This is a genomic window from Ruegeria sp. C11, from assembly GCF_056537725.1.
Map to the genome: position 1 here is coordinate 1 of NZ_JBQFSB010000007.1, position 15,537 is coordinate 15,537.

14 protein-coding genes and 1 pseudogene are annotated in these 15,537 nt (G+C 56.5%); 6 read left to right on the top strand and 9 right to left on the bottom strand.

What is annotated here, in order from left to right; translation table 11 throughout:
- The 8 genes and pseudogenes from ACR0NA_RS13565 to ACR0NA_RS13600 all read right to left on the bottom strand — a co-directional run.
- A pseudogene (locus ACR0NA_RS13565) lies at positions 1-90 on the bottom strand (amino acid ABC transporter ATP-binding protein); the annotation flags it as partial.
- On the bottom strand, positions 83-1,027 hold the full coding sequence (gene lhpI, locus ACR0NA_RS13570) for a bifunctional Delta(1)-pyrroline-2-carboxylate/Delta(1)-piperideine-2-carboxylate reductase (protein WP_480729573.1): 945 nt from the start codon (positions 1,025-1,027) through the stop codon (positions 83-85). The gene lhpI and the pseudogene ACR0NA_RS13565, both read right to left, overlap by 8 nt.
- 3 nt (positions 1,028-1,030) lie before the next feature.
- Positions 1,031-2,170 carry an NAD(P)/FAD-dependent oxidoreductase gene (locus tag ACR0NA_RS13575; protein ID WP_480729575.1) on the bottom strand — a complete coding sequence of 380 codons (1,140 nt, stop codon included), beginning with the start codon at positions 2,168-2,170 and terminating at the stop codon, positions 1,031-1,033.
- Positions 2,163-3,659, bottom strand: a complete 1,497-nt coding sequence (locus tag ACR0NA_RS13580; RefSeq protein WP_480729578.1) for a M81 family metallopeptidase — start codon at positions 3,657-3,659, stop codon at positions 2,163-2,165. Before ACR0NA_RS13580 ends, ACR0NA_RS13575 begins: the two co-directional genes overlap by 8 nt.
- Positions 3,656-4,624, bottom strand: a complete 969-nt coding sequence (gene speB, locus ACR0NA_RS13585; RefSeq protein ID WP_480729581.1) for an agmatinase — start codon at positions 4,622-4,624, stop codon at positions 3,656-3,658. Before speB ends, ACR0NA_RS13580 begins: the two co-directional genes overlap by 4 nt.
- A 5-nt stretch (positions 4,625-4,629) precedes the next feature.
- Positions 4,630-5,313, bottom strand: a complete 684-nt coding sequence (locus ACR0NA_RS13590) for an ABC transporter permease (RefSeq protein ID WP_480729583.1) — start codon at positions 5,311-5,313, stop codon at positions 4,630-4,632.
- Position 5,314: 1 nt separating this feature from the next.
- Complete coding sequence (locus tag ACR0NA_RS13595) at positions 5,315-6,031, bottom strand: ABC transporter permease (protein WP_480729586.1); 717 nt, start codon at positions 6,029-6,031, stop codon at positions 5,315-5,317.
- A gap of 56 nt (positions 6,032-6,087) precedes the next feature.
- Positions 6,088-6,882 (bottom strand): transporter substrate-binding domain-containing protein, encoded by a 795-nt coding sequence (locus ACR0NA_RS13600; protein WP_480729589.1) that lies wholly within the window; start codon positions 6,880-6,882, stop codon positions 6,088-6,090.
- Between the two features lie 118 nt (positions 6,883-7,000).
- On the opposite strand from ACR0NA_RS13600, the gene ACR0NA_RS13605 reads away from it, so the two are divergent.
- Positions 7,001-7,921: a LysR family transcriptional regulator gene (locus ACR0NA_RS13605; protein ID WP_480729592.1), complete on the top strand. Its 921-nt coding sequence runs from the start codon at positions 7,001-7,003 to the stop codon at positions 7,919-7,921.
- Between the two features lie 199 nt (positions 7,922-8,120).
- Here ACR0NA_RS13605 and ACR0NA_RS13610 read toward each other — a convergent pair whose 3' ends face one another.
- Positions 8,121-9,152, bottom strand: a complete 1,032-nt coding sequence (locus ACR0NA_RS13610; RefSeq protein ID WP_480730036.1) for a LacI family DNA-binding transcriptional regulator — start codon at positions 9,150-9,152, stop codon at positions 8,121-8,123.
- Positions 9,153-9,265: 113 nt separating this feature from the next.
- Between ACR0NA_RS13610 and ACR0NA_RS13615 the strand changes: the two genes are divergently transcribed.
- Genes ACR0NA_RS13615 through ACR0NA_RS13635 form a run of 5 tightly spaced genes read left to right on the top strand, consistent with a single transcriptional unit; the run spans position 9,266 to position 15,220 of the window.
- Positions 9,266-10,777, top strand: coding sequence for a tripartite tricarboxylate transporter permease (locus ACR0NA_RS13615; RefSeq protein WP_480729595.1), 1,512 nt, complete (start codon positions 9,266-9,268; stop codon positions 10,775-10,777).
- Positions 10,774-11,229, top strand: coding sequence for a tripartite tricarboxylate transporter TctB family protein (locus tag ACR0NA_RS13620; protein ID WP_480451678.1), 456 nt, complete (start codon positions 10,774-10,776; stop codon positions 11,227-11,229). The genes ACR0NA_RS13615 and ACR0NA_RS13620 overlap by 4 nt, the downstream gene beginning before the upstream one ends.
- A 42-nt stretch (positions 11,230-11,271) precedes the next feature.
- Positions 11,272-12,231: a Bug family tripartite tricarboxylate transporter substrate binding protein gene (locus ACR0NA_RS13625; protein WP_480729600.1), complete on the top strand. Its 960-nt coding sequence runs from the start codon at positions 11,272-11,274 to the stop codon at positions 12,229-12,231.
- A 59-nt stretch (positions 12,232-12,290) separates the two neighbouring features.
- Positions 12,291-13,712 (top strand): acylating sulfoacetaldehyde dehydrogenase, encoded by a 1,422-nt coding sequence (gene sauS / locus ACR0NA_RS13630; RefSeq protein WP_480729602.1) that lies wholly within the window; start codon positions 12,291-12,293, stop codon positions 13,710-13,712.
- Positions 13,709-15,220, top strand: a complete 1,512-nt coding sequence (locus ACR0NA_RS13635) for an AMP-binding protein (RefSeq protein WP_480729605.1) — start codon at positions 13,709-13,711, stop codon at positions 15,218-15,220. The genes sauS and ACR0NA_RS13635 overlap by 4 nt, the downstream gene beginning before the upstream one ends.
- Positions 15,221-15,537: the final 317 nt, after the last annotated feature.

Below are 15,537 nucleotides of genomic sequence, written 5' to 3' on the forward strand. Positions count from 1 at the left end.
CTTGTTCATGTTGGTGATTTCGATGGCGACCTCGTCGCTCACCTGCATTTTGGAGCGGTCGATTTCGCGTTCAATTGCAAGTTCAGACATGGTTGCTCTCCTCCAGCTTCCGTGTGGCGGTGATTGCACCGGCAAGATCCATCACCGCGTTGCCTACCGATTTGAACAGAGTGATTTCCTGTGCGCTGCTGCGGCCAGTATTGCCCTGTGTCAGCGCGTAGAGATCCCCCAGAATATCCGTCTGGGTGATTGCGCCGGTTTCCAATGGTGTCTTCAGCTCACCGGCTTCGATTGTTGCGAATTTAGTGTCGACAAACAGGCGGGCGCGTTGAAGCGCGCGGTCGTCAGCCTCGCGCATGGCCGGGGTGAAGGCACCGATCAGGTCCACATGCTGACCGGGTGTCAGCCAATCCCCCTTTAACAACGGTTCGGTTGCCAGCGTCGCCGCGCTGATGATGTCGGCCTGAGGCACGGCTGTTTCCAGATCAGATACCGCCTGAGCGTCCCATCCAGCTTCTTTCAGGGTGTCTGCCAGTCGTTCCGCGGCCGCAGGAAAAACATCCCAGATGCGCACGGTCTTGATCGGGCGTACTGCGTGGAAAGCTTCGGGGAGTTGAGCGGCAACCTTGCCGGCCCCGATGACCAGCAGATTCTCTGCATCTTCCCGCGCCAGAAGCCGTGCGCCCAACGCCGAGGCCGCAGCTGTGCGCCGTGCCGTCAGTACCGCGCCATCAAGCAAGGCCAGATGTTCGCCGGTGGTCCGGTCAAAGACCAGCACCGAACCGGCGATCGCAGGCAAAAGGCGGGCCGAGTTGCCCGGCGTGGCCGTCACGACTTTGACGCAGCCCAGGTTTTCGGTCCAGGCTGGCATCAGCAACAGCGTCGCGTCAGGTTCACCTTGCATCGGCATGGTGTGGTGGTGGCGGTCGGGCGCGGTCAGATCGCTTGCGAACAGCCCTTCCATCTGATCGATCAGACCATCAAAGGGAAGCACGCTTGCCGTTGTTTCAGCATCGAGAATTTTCATGAGTCAGCTTTCAAAACGGGAAGGGGAGAAGAGTGTAGCGTCAACGCCTGCCCCGATCAGATTGGAGGGCATATTTGCGCCGGTCAGCAGCGACGCGGCGAGTTGGCCCACTGCCGGCGAAGTCTGAATGCCGTATCCGCCAACACCGGCCAGCCAGAACAGGCCATCGACTTGTCCCGAGAACCCAATGACGGGCAATCTGTCCTTGGCAAATGTGCGCAATCCCGCCCAGCTATTGGCGACATGTGTGACCTCCAGCGTGGTGCATTCGCTCAGGTAATGGGCCGCGTAAGCGATATCCAATTCCTCGGGCCAGGCGTCGTGCGGGTCGACAGGGGTTTCGTCCGCGGGGCTGACCATCAATTGGCCCGCGTCCGGTTTGAAGTAGAACACTTCGTCGATCTCATTGACCTCGGGCATGTGGAATACATCGAAATCCGGAACCTTGACACTGATTGCCGTGCGGCGGTGGGGCACGATGCCCAATGGGTCAGCGCCGAACATCCCGGCAATCGGATCAGCCCAGCCTCCAGCGGCATTGACGACCATGCGGGCCCTTACCTCACCACTGGATGTTTCCAGCACCCAGTGGTCGCTTTCCTGATGGGCGGCGGTCACCGCGCTGGATTGACGGATTTCGGTGCCTTTGGCCTTGGCCCCGCGCGTGTATCCCTGCAACAGGTTTTCCACTTCGACATCCCAGCAATCGGGATCGAAGAACGCGGCCTTGACCCAATTGGGGTCGAGGAAAGGCATCTTTTCTACAGCTTGTTCGATGCTCAGCAACTCGACCGGCGAAGCACCTTCGGGTGTGTTTGCCCGTTCGTGCTCAAACACCTGAAGCAAATGGTCTGCCTTTTCGGCGTCGGCGATCAACAGGTTGCCACGCAGGCGCAGCAGGTCGAACTCGGCAAACCCGGATGGTGGCTGCATCATGAAGTCACTGCTGGCCTGCGTGAGCTGTCCTGTCACTTTCGAATGAAACCTGCGGGTGAATTCCGCGGCCGAGCGTCCGGTGGAATGATAGCCAAGCGAGGTTTCCTGTTCCAGCAGGACAACCGAACGCTGTTCATCCAGAAAAAACGCAGCAGAGGCCCCGGTAATTCCGCCCCCGATGATGGCGATGTCGAAAATCTCAGGCATTGATCTCATCCAACGGAAAGACAGGGCGACGCAGGCGGGTATAGGTGCGGCGTTTGACGTTGGGGGTGCACAACCCACCTGCGTCGGTGATGATGATGCGCGACGCAATCGGGCCGAAGGCTCCTTTAAAGTGCTGCATCGACTTTACGGCCAGAACGGTCTTGTCCGCCGGTTCGATCCCCACAACGCGGAACACGTTTTTGTCCAGCATCTGCATCCGGTCGGACACGATCATGATGTCGATCCCCTGCACCCGCAGGCAGACGCTTTGCCCGGTTGAGCCCGGAAGGCCGGTGAACATCGGACCTTCGAAGGTAAAGCTGCCATTGCTGATGGCCATGATCTTACCGGTCACCTCCAGCGGCCCGCCACCCACGGACGGGTCGGTTTTGCCACCGAGGGGGAGAGTGACCGTGGCTCCGACGCCGTGGGTGACGAGCTGGGCCACGGCTTGGGGGTCATAAAGCGCCCCGGCTGCCGCGTTCTGAATACCAGCCTCCAACATGGCTGCGATCAGTGCGGTGCAGTCGCTGTATGCGCCTGAGCCGGGGTTGTCGGAAAAATCCGCAACCACGATAGGGCCAGTGCCTGCTGTAGAGGTTTTGAGTTGCGCGATACAATCTTCCAACGGAATTGGCAGGTCCCACTGATCGCGGAACGACCAGATTCTGTCGCACATCCGTTCGGCGCAGCCTACCGCAGTTTCGCTTGTAGTAGTGGCCGTGTCATAGGTCACCAGAACCGATGGTCCGGCGGCCCAGACATCGGCATCGGTGAACCCGGCATTGATCGCGACATTCAAAATGCCGGGGGTCTGCATTTCCTGTGCCGCATCTTCCAGCAGGCGGCACATCGGGCCGTTTTCAGTCGTGCGCCCATCGTCGCAACCCACCAGCATCGGCGGGCGGCGGATCAGCAGCTTTGGTGCGATCTCACCCTCCAGTGTCCGGTGCAGCAGCTCACATGCCTCGACCCCGACCTCGCGCGTGTCCACATGCGGATAGGTGCGGAAGGGCACGGCGATTTGCGCCAGTTCTGCTGTCTCATCCGAAATGTTGGCGTGTAGATCAAGCGTGATGGCCAGTGGAATCTTATCCCCCACAACAGCCCGGATTTCGCGCAGGAACTGACAGTCGCCGTCCTGGTCGGTCTCGGTCACCATTGCACCGTGCAGCGCGACAAATACTCCGTCGAGCGGCCCGTTTTTACGTAGGCGACTGACACACTCTCCGGTGATTTCGGCCCGCGCGGCCTCGGTCACGGGACCGTTTGGTTCGGCATGGGCAGCGGTGATATAGACGGGCGTCCAGCCGCGCGCCTCGGCTACCTCAATCGCACCGCCGACCTCGGACCCGGTGCCACGGAAATTGGCCGGGATGTCGTCGCCTTTGAAGTAATGCGAGGCGTGAAAGTCATCCATTCCCGTCCGCATTACGGTGAATGTGTTGCTTTCGTTGATGAACTCGATGATGGCGACGCGGTGGGTCATGAAGCGGCCTTTCTCTGGTCGGCGCGGGCGCAGATATATTCCAGCGCCAGAGACGCCCCAAGCAACGCCGTTACATCCGCATGGTCGTAAGGAGGGGACACTTCAACGATATCCATGCCAATGAAATTCATATCAATACTGCCGCGCAGGAACTGGATGATATCATTCGGGGTCAGCCCGTCCACGACAGGGGTACCGGTGCCGGGCGCATAAGCCGGATCAAGACTGTCGATATCAATCGTCAGATAAGTGGGGCGATTTCCGACAACCTCTCGGACCTTTTCCAGTGCTCCACGCCAGCCGTGGTCATGCATCCAGTCACGGTAGAGAACGGTGATCGGGTCATCATCCTCATAAAATGTGCGGATTCCGATCTGGACTGAGTGCTCAGGGTCGATCAGCCTCTCGTTCATCGCGTGATGCACGAATGTACCGTGATCGAACCAGTCGCTTTTCTGCGTATCGCGATGCGCGTCGAACTGGATCAGCGCCAGAGGTCCGTGCTTTTCGGCATGGGCCTTCAGCGCGGTGTAGGTGGTGCAGTGATCGCCCCCCAGCATAAGCGTGCTGGCCCCGGACGATGTGATATGGCGTGCCATGGCGATGGCGCTGTCGCGCATCTGTTCGACCTGACCGCGCCGGAATGGCACATCACCACAATCGACGACCGAAAGGATATCGAACGGGTCGAAGCCCCATGGCCAGACCTCGCCCCAGGCCAGTTGAGAGGTTGCTTCTCGCAACGCGCTTGGACCCAATCGGGCGCCGGGGCGGCCCGAGGTGGTCAGATCGAATGGAATTCCATAAACCCCGATATCAACCCCTTCCATATCGACGGTAGGGCGGCGGCGCATGAATGTGCGGATGCCGGAATAGGGCATTTCCACATGGGTGCCGTCAGGGCCGGCCGCGGTGCGAAACACGCCTTCGCGACCGAACGCGATTTCGTCTGCCTGAATCTTCATCGCAATTATCCCTTATACTTGAGCCAGACGTTGCGGTTTTCGAGGTGTCGCCAGATCGCTTCGATCAGCAGAACGACGATCAGATAGTTTACTGCGGCGATATAAAAGACGCTCAGATCGAAGGTTTCACCGAAGAGGTAACGCGCCTGTCCCATCAGATCCCGGACAGTGATGACGCTGACCAGCGCCGACGCCTTGAGCAGCAGTACCAGTTCGTTGCCAAAGGCGGGCAGCATCCGGGCAACGGTGATCGGCAGGATCAGCAGGCGGAAAATCTGAAACCGGTGCAGCCCAAGCGCCTGTCCTGCCTCGATAGTCCCTTTGGGAATGGCCAGAATACCGCCTCGCAGAATCTCGGCCTGATAAGCGGCCGAATTCAGCGTGAAGGCCAGCAGCCCGCAATAGTATGCATCACGGAAGAACCACCAGACACCCAGTGCCTTAAGCTCTTTGTGGAACTGGCCCAACCCGTAATAGATGATGAAGATTTGCACCAGCAGCGGGGTGCCCCTCACCATGTAGATGTAGAAATAGGCAAGACGGGACAGCCATTTTTGCTTGCTCAATCGTGCGGCGGCCAGTGGAACGGCCACAAGGAAGCCAAGGATGAAGCCGAATACCGTCAGGCTGACCGTATTCTGCAGTCCTTCGATCCACAGATCGAGGTTGTCAGTTACATGCGACCACATCTCAGCGCCCTCCGACCAGATTGCGATTGGCGCGGCGCTCCAGAACGGTCTGGATCTGCCCCGAGATGAAGGCCAGCGCCACATAGATCAGCGCAAGGATCGAATAGAAAAAGAACGGCTCGCGCGTGGTGGCGATTGCCATGTTGGCGTAGCGCATCATGTCACTTACGGCGATGATTGAGATAAGTGAGGTGTCCTTGAGCAGGATCAGCCACAGATTTCCAAAGGCGGGAATGGCGTGCCGCCACATCTGGGGCAGGATCACGAGAAAGAAGGCCTTTGCCCTATGAAGGCCCATCGCAGCGGCAGCTTCGGACTGACCTTGACCAACGGCCTGATAGGCCGTGCGCACAACCTCGGACCCCAAAGCCGAGAACACAAGTGTCAGGGCAACCACACCAGCGGCGAACGCATTAAGAGAGATGTTTGCATCCGGAACGAAAAGCCTGACAGCAAAGTTCAGCAGGCTCTGCAGCTGGTAGTAGATGAGGATCAGAGTCAGAATCTCGGGCAGGCTGCGAAACACGGTCGTATAGCCATTTGCCAATGCGCGAACCCATTTGCGCTTGGAATGCTTGCCCCAGGCTATGACAAAGGACATCACCAGTGCGCACGGGGCCGTCACCAAAGCCAGAGCCATCGTGACCCAGAAGCCGCGCAATAACTCATCTCCCCAGCCGTCGTTGCCGAAGGCCAGTAGCGAAAGCAAATCTGTCATGGGTGAAGTCCCCCGGTTGCGGTGGGGTCCGGAGATTACTGCGGACCCCGTACTGCTCAGTTACCCAGAAGTTCGGATGCTTTCTTGGGTTGGGTCATGATGTCAAAAGTGAAGTATTCGCCCCTGATCTTGTCATAGGTACCGTCGGCGACGATCTCATCCAGCGCCACATTCAGCGCGTCACGCAGCTCGGCGTCGTCTTGTCGTACTGCAATTCCGGTGCCCTTGGCGAAGTCGGGCAGGAAAGTTTCGCCGACAAACTCGCAGCAGGCGCCTTCGTCGGTTTTCAGCCAATCGCCCAGTACGAACTGGCTGGCCAGAACAAGGTCGACCCGGCCTGTTTCCAGATCAAGCAATGCATCGTCAAGTTTGGGGTACAGCTTGAGCTCGCTGTCCGGGAAATACTGTTCAAGAATCTCAACTTCGCCCGTGGCCGATTGGGTGCCGATTATCTTGCCCTCGAGGTCCGCAGGCAGAGCATTTTCCAGACCATGACCTTCGGCCGCGACAAAGCGGATCGAGTTGAAGTAGTAGGGTTTGGAAAAGCTGACAACCTTGCTGCGCTCGTCCGTGATGGTCATCGAGGCAATGATTGTGTCGAACTTGTCCGAGTTCAGCGCCGGAATGATGCCGTCCCAGTCAGTCGTCACCCATTCGCACTTGACGTCCATCCGCTCGCACAGCGCGTTACCGACATCAATGTCAAAGCCCTTGATTTGGCCCGCGCTGTCGAAAAAGTTGAAAGGCGGATAGTAGCCTTCGGTTCCCATGCGGACCGTTTTGTCCTCGGCCATTGCCGACGTTGCCAGTGCGGATGCGGCGACGGCAGCCAGTGAAATTTTCGCAAACATGAGTTCCTCCCGATCGTTTGCTGGATTTGATGAAGGAGGATTCCCGATCCCTTCTCCTAATTCAAATTTATAGTTTTTAGATTTGGCATTAACTAAATTTATGGTGTAGGGAGCTGGCATGAGTGACTTTGCGCGAAATCTGGACTGGAACCTTCTGTATACTTTCATGGTGGTCGTGCAGAACGACAGCATGACGAAAGCGGCGGAAGAGCTTCTGCGTTCACAACCCGCAGTCAGTCTGGCCGTCAAGCGTCTGGAACAAAGCACTGGCAAGCGCCTGTTGATGCGTAAGGGAAACCGGATATCCGTCACCCCCGCCGGTCAAGCTCTCTACGATCAGGCGACCGAGATCTACTCGGCAATTTCAAGGCTGCCGCTGACGTTTGAAAAAGCGCCCCGGGCCTTGACCGGCAAAATCACGGTTGCCTCGATCGACCATGTTGAAAGCAGAATTTTCAATGAACGCCTTGCCCTGTTTTTTAGCAAATACCCAGGTGTTGAGCTTGAGATCTTGGTGGCGACGACGGCAGATGTAATCCGAATGGTAGAACTTGGGTCCGCGACGTTTGGTCTGTGCGATGGTGTTATTCCGCAAAGCCTGAATTCGACGACATTGCTGGACGAGCGTTTTGGTCTCTATTGCGGTTCCGGCTACCATCTTGCCGGTCAAACCGATCTTGCTGCCATCGACCTGAGAGGAGAACCGTTCATAGGGTTCACGGCGGACGTCTTGGGAGGCAGCCACATGGGAGACGTGACCGCATTCCGCGCCCGTGCCTCAATCGGTCAGTATGTCAGGGGGCAATCCAGTCATGTGAACGAAGTCAGACGGATGATCGAATGCGGATTGGGCATCGGCTTCCTTCCCGTTCACTTGGCCGACCCCTACGCGGCAAGAGGTGAACTGTTCCGTCTTCCGCCTTATGAGAATGAGCCAAATGCATCTGTTTTTTTGATCGCAAATCCGGCGGTGTCATTGTCAGAAGCGGAACAAATTCTACTGGAAGAGATGCATCGGGACTTGGCTACGAAAGGGTGAACTCCCAGATTGCACGCGGAATTTTGGGCAGGAAGCGGAAGCTCGTTGCAAGTGCAACACGACTTGGCTTAGGTGACAAGCCGGACACTCAATACGCTTAGAGGCCAGTTATTCTAATACGCCAAAGCAACTGACCTCCGCATTTAGGCAGACGTCAAATCTTGCCTGCTCGGCGTAAGAATGGGCTTGTCTTGGTTGCCTAGGAAATAGATGCCCGGCTTGTTGTTCCTCTGACGATCCGTTCCAAGTCGCAACGGATCCGAAACGGAACTGGATCGTCCGATGTAATGTAGTCGGTGAACTTTTCGCCTGCGAGTATTCCGATGGTTTCTGCAGGGATGCGAATTGTCGTGAGGCCCGGTTCAACATCTGCAGACCCTTTAAAGTCACCGATTCCGATAATCGACAGGTCGTCGGGAACGTTTATTCCTAGGTTTTGCGCCGCAAACAAGGCGCCTTGTGCAATCACGTCATTTCCGCAAAGCAAAGCCGTCGGACGAGATTGTTTGGCCAAAAGGGTCAATGCCGCTTCTTTGGCTTGAGATACACTGTAGGGCGCTTCCGATGCATGTTCGATTGGGACAGAAACTCCCACTGCATCCAGTGTGTCATGCACGGCCGAAAGCCGATGCTGCGCACGGTCATTGCCACTGGTTGTGGGAAAGATAAGACCAATGTTTCGGTGCCCTAATTCCAACAAATGCTCAGTCGCCAACCGCCCGGCCAACCGGTTGTCGGCCCCAACACACGGAAGGGGAGATTCCTCCGAAAAATTCCATATCGCAAGGGCCGGTATCTTCTGCTGTTCGATCAAGCGTGCGGTAGCGTCTGAATGCTCCAATCCGACCAGCGCCACTCCGTCCACACGGTGCTCCAGAAACTTACGAACCATCGCATATTCTCGATCGAGGTCATAACCGTGCGACGCCAACAAAAGGCTGAAACCGGCTTTGTCGATTGAATCTGAAAAGGCCTGTATGACTTCGGCGAAAATTGCATGGTTAATCGTGGGCACCACCAATCCGATGGTGCCCGACCGCTTGCCATGCATCGTCTGAGCTGCCCGGTTGCGGATGTACCCCAGTTTTTGGACTGCTCTATTGATCTTTTTGCGAGTCGCAGGGTTCACCAGATCCGGGTGATTGAAGGTACGCGACACAGTGGATGGTGACACTTTTGCGGCCTTTGCGACCGCTACAATATCCACCTTACCCTTTTGAAAATTAGCCATAATATCCTCCCGCAAGGTCGAATTTATGAAAACATTTGCAATACTATTTTCATCGCCTACCCTGAATTGTCAACAAAAGTAAAAGTATGAACCGACGGGTTGGGAGGCCCTGAATGGAATTCATTTATTACTTCGGAGACGTCTTCACACCGCTGTCGTTTATGCTGCTGCTGGGCGGTACGATCGGGGGGTTGATCCTGGGCGCGACACCAGGGCTTTCACCCACAATGGCTGTTGCGCTTCTGATACCGTTTACCTTCCAACTAGAAGCTGTTCAGGGTCTGATCCTGCTGGGCGCTGCCTATACGTCAACCGTGGCTGGCGGAGCGGTCAGCGCCATCTTGCTAAAGATCCCCGGCGCACCTGCCAATATCGCAACGACATTGGACGGGCATACTATGGCCAAGCAAGGTCAGGGTGCGCGGGCGCTGCAGTTGTCCTTTCTGGCCTCGGCCGTGGGTGGCATTTTTGGAGTACTCCTGCTGATCTTCTTGACGCCGGTTCTGGCAAAATGGGCACTGGCATTCGGCCCTTCACATCTGTTCTGGCTGGCCATTCTGGGTGTGACAGTGATCGGCACCCTGGATTCCGCGTCAGTGGTCAAAGGCCTGCTCTCGGGCTGTATCGGATTGTGGCTGGCCACTATCGGATTTGACGACATCATGGGGGCACAGCGCTTTATCTTTCACCCCGCTTTGGGAGGGGGGATCAATATCATTGCTGCACTGATCGGCCTGTTCGCAATTCCGCAGGTTCTGACGATGTTTGCAAAGGGTCGGTACAATACAGGCGCAGAGGTTATTGAAGTGCAGCGACACTCGATCCTTGCTGCCGTTCGCGAACTGTTCAGCCGCACACGCGCGTTAAGCATCGGCACGCTTACCGGTTCGATCATCGGCCTGATCCCCGGGGTAGGAGGGCAGATCGCGGGCCTCGTCGCGTATGATCAAACCAAGAAATTCTCATCCGAAAAGGACAAGTTCGGAACCGGCCATTCCGAAGGAGTAATTGCCGCGGAATCCGCCAATAATGCGATGGTGGGCCCTTCCCTGGTGCCGCTGCTGACCCTTTCGATCCCGGGCAGTCCTACCGCTGCCGTTCTACTTGGCGGATTGCTGATCCACGGGATTTTTCCGGGCTCAGACCTGTTCGACAATCATCCTGATGTGGCCTGGACCTTCATCAATTCCATGCTGATCGGTCAGGTCTTGATGTGCATCTTCGGCCTTTATGTTGCCGGTCTTGCAGCGCGTGTTGCACAGGTTCCGCAATCAGTGATGGCAGCCATCGTTCTGGCCCTGTCGGTCTTTGGTGCATATTCGGTGCAGGGATCGATGGGCGACGTCTATGTCATGGCCTGTCTCGGCATCGGAATGTTCTTTTTAGAGCGCTTTGGTTTCTCTGCTGCGCCGTTGGTTTTGGGGCTTATCCTTGGACCCATCGCTGAGGCCAACTTTATTCAAGGTGGAATGATCGCGGACGCCACCGTGGGCAAAGCTTCGTATTTCCTGACCGGTGGATTGAACCTGCTGCTGATCGCAGTGGTGCTGGCCTCAGTCGCGTACTCGGTCTGGATGGAACTGCGCCACCGTCGCTACACCACCAAAGAGGAGGCGCAGGCATGAACCGTTCACAACACGTATTTGGGTCTGGTCTGGTTTTTGCAGTTGGTCTTTGGGTGACCTGGGTCAGCTATACCCAGCAACCGGCCGAGGCGTTTCTGTTCCCGCGTCTTATCGCATCGGTCTTTGTAGTTCTGGCGGGATGGACGTTCGGCAAGGCGGTGCTGGGGCTGTCCAAAGTCGGGAACGGTGTGACCCGTACGATGTTCACAAACATGCTGCCGGGCCTGATCATCACGGTGATCTACGTTTTCTGGGCAGCAAAAACGCTTGGGTTCTACACTGCGACAGCGATCGCGTTTTTCATTCTGCTGTCAATTTATGATCCAGCTCCGCATTCCGAACTCAAAACCTGGCTCAAGCGGTGCCTGATCACGGTGATCTTCGTGGCGGTGATGTACGGGCTCTTTGCCACGCTTTTAAACGTCTACACGCCAAAGGAAATTTTGTTCTGACCGCGCAGGGCGCGTCTGAACCTAATCTGGGAGGAAACGCAAATGAAACATATACTTGCAGGGGCGGCATTAGCCCTCATGAGCCTTACGGGTGCAGCAGTCGCCGAGGAATACCCCGAACGACCGATCATGATGATGGTCAGTTACGGCGCAGGTGGCGCGACCGACTTTCAGGCACGGATCGTAACTATGACCGCCGGAAACGAAGATGCACTGGGTATGCCGATTGCCATTATCAACAAACCCGGAGCAGGTGGGCGGGTAGGCTGGAACTGGTTCGCCACTCAGGCGGACGCGGATGGTTACACTTTGGCCGCCTACAATGTGCCGCACTTCATCGCTCAATCGATCAAGGGCGGCGTAGAGTATTCAACTGACAGCTTTGAACCGATAGCAAACTGGGGTGCTGATCCGGCGGTTTTCGTGGTCGGTGCAGACAGCGCGTTCAACTCGATGGAGGACGTCGTCGCCTATGCCAAAGAGAACCCAGGCAAACTGACGGTATCCGGGGCGGGTCTTTTTGTCGGTCACCACATTGCTGCGCTGCAGATCGACAAGGCAGCGGGCACTAAGATGGCTTATATCCCAACCAAAGGCGGTGGGGCCGCAGCGATGAAAGCGGTGATCGCCGGTGAAGTCATGGGCGGCATCAACAACCTGTCGGACGCGTTCCGCGCGCAAGAAGCAGGTAACGTCAAAATACTTGGAGTCGCTGATCTGGAGCGCAACGCATTTCTGCCGGACGTGCCAACAATGATGGAACTGGGGCTGGATGTAGACAATTCCTCGGTCAATTTCCGGGGTGTGATGGTGCCCAAAGGGACGCCGCCGGAAGTGATCGAGAAACTGGCGGCAACTGTGCCGGAAATGTTCGCCAACGACCGGGTTTCCAAGAAGATGAAAGCCGGCGGATCGCTGATGCATGTCATGACACGTGATGAGGTGATTGAGATGTGGGCCCAGCGTCAGCAGACACTGAACGAGTTGCTGGCCGGTCTCTGAGCCGGATGGACACAGCGGGGCGGAGCAGGTCCGCCCCGATCAACCTATTGAGGACCAAGATGAACGCTCAGGACGGAATTTCACCCGAAATGGCCGAAGTAGATCGTATCGTGGCTCAGGCGCGCAAGGCGCAGAGGGATTTCGAAGCTGGTGGCAGTCAGGCGCTTTATGACAAAGCGGCACTTGCGGCAGGATGGGCCATCATGGAGCCTGCGCGCAATCGGGCTCTGGCCGAGACTGCTGTTGAAACCACCGGTCTGGGCAACGTGCAGGACAAGATCACGAAGAACCACAGAAAAACTCTGGGTCTGCTGCGTGATATCGCCGATGTAAGAACCCACGGCATCATCAGTGAAAACCGGGAAACCGGCATCACCGAGATCGCTCGGCCGATCGGCGTTATTGGCGCGGTTGTGCCGTCGACAAACCCTGCTGCGACACCGGCCAATAACATAATCAATGCGCTCAAGGGTGGTAACGCCATCGTCGTCGCGCCGTCCCCCAAAGGTGTGGCATCCTGCGAGATGCTGATTGGCTACATTCACTCTGAATTCGATAAGCTGGGACTGGACCGTGATCTGGTCCAGATGATCCCGGCACCCGGTTCAAAAGCCAAGACACAGCAACTGATGGAAACTGTTGATCGGGTGATTTGCACCGGCAGTCAAAACAACGTCCAGCGCGCACAGTCCTGTGGCACTCCTGCAGTCGCGGTTGGCGCGGGCAATGTAACAGTGATCGTGGACGAAACTGCTGATCTGCAAGCCGCTGCAGCCAAGATCGCTGCGTCGAAGTGTTTCGACAACGCGACGTCCTGCTCTTCCGAGAATGCAGTGGTCGTTGTGAGTGCGGTTTATGACGCCTTCGTTGCTGCGATGGCCGCCGAAGGTGGTGCCTTGGTGCCGTCTTCAAACGCAATTGACATCATCATGAGGCTTTGGCCCGATGGCCACTTAAACCGTTCGGTCATAGCGCAGGACGCCGACAAAATGCTCCAGGCACTGGGGATAGCCGATAAAGTGCCCGAGGGGACCAAGTTTCTGGCGGTAGAAACCGAGGGCATAGGCCCGGACCATCCTCTGTCCGGGGAAAAGCTCAGCCGGGTTCTGGCGCTTTATCGTGCCACAGATTTCGAAGAGGCGAAGGCGACCGCCACCCGCATTCTGGCGCATCAAGGTGCCGGGCACTCTGTTGGTATTCATACGGCAGATGATACACGCGCGCTTGAATTGGGCCGGGATTTGCCCACCTGCCGGGTTATTGTAAACCAGGCGCATACCTTCGCCACCGGCGGAAGCTTCACCAATGGAATGCCTTTTTCCCTCTCCATGGGTTGCGGCAGTTGGGGGGGCAATTCCATCGATAACAACCTGCACTGGCGCCATTTTGTTCAGACCACCAAGATTGTACGTGAAACACCGCCGCGCGAACCAGAGCTGGACGAGATTTTCGGCGACTACTGGTCGGAGGCTGGCCAATGACAGAGCCACCGAAGGGTACTGTCCGCGATTGGCTTGATTTGCGAGCAAGTCAGGGAGGAACCGGGTTCGTTTTCCCTGATGGGGCGCCGGATCTGACCTGGTGCGAATTGCGCGAAACTGCACGCCGGGTAGCAGCCATGTTAACCGGTTTGGGCATCGCAAAGGGGGAAAGCGTCGCCATCCTCTATCCCAACTGCCGGGAGGCCTTGGAAGTCCTTTTCGGAGTGCTCTACGGAGGATTCCGGGCAACAATGATCAACCTTGTTGCGGGTGACAGCGCCGTGGCCTACGCGCTGGAACATAGCGACGCACGCTATGGCTTTGTGCATCCTGAACAAATGGATATGTTCGCTCGGACCGCCGATCCCGCTAAGGTCACTTCACTACAAGTTGCGGAATCCGATGTTGCTGTTGACGGCCTGCATGACCTATCGCCCAGCGACCATGCGCTTTTGATGTACACGTCCGGAACAACCGGTCGCCCAAAAGGTGTGGTTCACACCCATTCCAGCCTGTTGGCCGGTGGCTGGACCACAGCGGTAGCGCATGAATTGTCCGAAATTGATCGCGGGTTTTGCGTATTGCCGATCTACCACATCAACGGGCTATGCGTAACCGTCATGGGAACGCTTGTTTCGGGCGGATCACTGGCCATGTGTGAGCGATTTTCGGCAAGTAGATTCTGGGGCAACCTGGGAAAGGTTGAGGCAACTTGGTTTTCGGTTGTGCCAACCATAATATCTCACTTGCTGCACTCCGATACCAAGCCGGATGCGGACACCCGCCAGCGTGTGCGTTTCGGTCGTTCGGCATCTTCAGCATTGGCGCCGGACGTACAACGCGCCTTTGAAGACCGGTTCGAAATTCCAATCGTTGAAACAATGGGGTTAACGGAAACCGCTGCGCAAATTTTGTCCAACCCGTTGCCTCCGGGTGTTCGCAAGATTGGGTCCCCAGGCGTCGCGTACGGCAATGAGGCGGCGATCTTTGACACTAACCTTCGACAGGTCCCAAACGGAACCGAAGGTGAGTTGGTCATTCGCGGACCAAATGTGATGCTGGAGTATCTCAAAGACGCCGATGCAACAGCAGGCACATTTACCTCTGATGGCTGGCTGCGAACGGGCGATCTCGCCCGAATGGACGCGGACGGGTACGTATTTGTCACGGGTCGGTTAAAGGAACTGATCATTAAGGGCGGTGAAAACATAGCGCCGCGCGAGATCGACGAGGCGCTTTATTCCCACCCCGACGTTGTTGAAGCCGCCGCTTTTGCGCGCCCCTGTGACAGCTATGGTGAAACCGTGGAGGCCGCTGTCAAAATTCGCGAAGGTTCTGAATTGACGCCTTTGGAGTTGTCGAAGATCTGCGAAGCCCAGCTAGGTCGCTTCAAATCACCCGATGAAGTTCACATCTTGCTTGATCTTCCTAAAGGTCCGTCGGGAAAAATCCAAAGAAACAGAATACTCGAGATTGTTAACGAAAAGGCCGGTAACTCAACCAACTGAGTATCCGCGACACGGTTTGTAAAAAGACCAATATTCGCATTGGCGAAGTTGCGATGCTGCACCATAAGCTGGTCAAATGGCGGTTATTAGGCCGTTCACGAGGATAGCGTGACTTGTTGTCAGATCGATGCCGCGCTGTCTCCAAAGTTGGTTTCGAGCCCATCCTGTGAATTCGATTTTTATGCTGTAAGCGCTCGCAGCATGAAAACTGTTGCAACTGAATTGCTTTTCCTGACGCGGCGCAGCCATGAATTCAGTCATTCGTGACATGCGCTATGCAAGAAGCGAAGGACTTCTCGGTATCTAACTTTTGTGTC

Bases quoted from the DNA above. Each gene is read 5' to 3' on its own strand.
- ACR0NA_RS13590 (WP_480729583.1), bottom strand. From the start codon at position 5,313: ATGTGGTCGCATGTAACTGACAACCTCGATCTGTGGATCGAAGGACTG.
- ACR0NA_RS13600 (WP_480729589.1), bottom strand. From the start codon at position 6,882: ATGTTTGCGAAAATTTCACTGGCTGCCGTCGCCGCATCCGCACTGGCA.
- speB (WP_480729581.1), bottom strand. From the start codon at position 4,624: ATGAAGATTCAGGCAGACGAAATCGCGTTCGGTCGCGAAGGCGTGTTT.
- ACR0NA_RS13605 (WP_480729592.1), top strand. From the start codon at position 7,001: ATGAGTGACTTTGCGCGAAATCTGGACTGGAACCTTCTGTATACTTTC.
- sauS (WP_480729602.1), top strand. From the start codon at position 12,291: ATGAACGCTCAGGACGGAATTTCACCCGAAATGGCCGAAGTAGATCGT.
- ACR0NA_RS13625 (WP_480729600.1), top strand. From the start codon at position 11,272: ATGAAACATATACTTGCAGGGGCGGCATTAGCCCTCATGAGCCTTACG.
- lhpI (WP_480729573.1), bottom strand. From the start codon at position 1,027: ATGAAAATTCTCGATGCTGAAACAACGGCAAGCGTGCTTCCCTTTGAT.
- ACR0NA_RS13615 (WP_480729595.1), top strand. From the start codon at position 9,266: ATGGAATTCATTTATTACTTCGGAGACGTCTTCACACCGCTGTCGTTT.
- ACR0NA_RS13610 (WP_480730036.1), bottom strand. From the start codon at position 9,152: ATGGCTAATTTTCAAAAGGGTAAGGTGGATATTGTAGCGGTCGCAAAG.
- ACR0NA_RS13595 (WP_480729586.1), bottom strand. From the start codon at position 6,031: ATGACAGATTTGCTTTCGCTACTGGCCTTCGGCAACGACGGCTGGGGA.
- ACR0NA_RS13620 (WP_480451678.1), top strand. From the start codon at position 10,774: ATGAACCGTTCACAACACGTATTTGGGTCTGGTCTGGTTTTTGCAGTT.
- ACR0NA_RS13575 (WP_480729575.1), bottom strand. From the start codon at position 2,170: ATGCCTGAGATTTTCGACATCGCCATCATCGGGGGCGGAATTACCGGG.
- ACR0NA_RS13635 (WP_480729605.1), top strand. From the start codon at position 13,709: ATGACAGAGCCACCGAAGGGTACTGTCCGCGATTGGCTTGATTTGCGA.
- ACR0NA_RS13580 (WP_480729578.1), bottom strand. From the start codon at position 3,659: ATGACCCACCGCGTCGCCATCATCGAGTTCATCAACGAAAGCAACACA.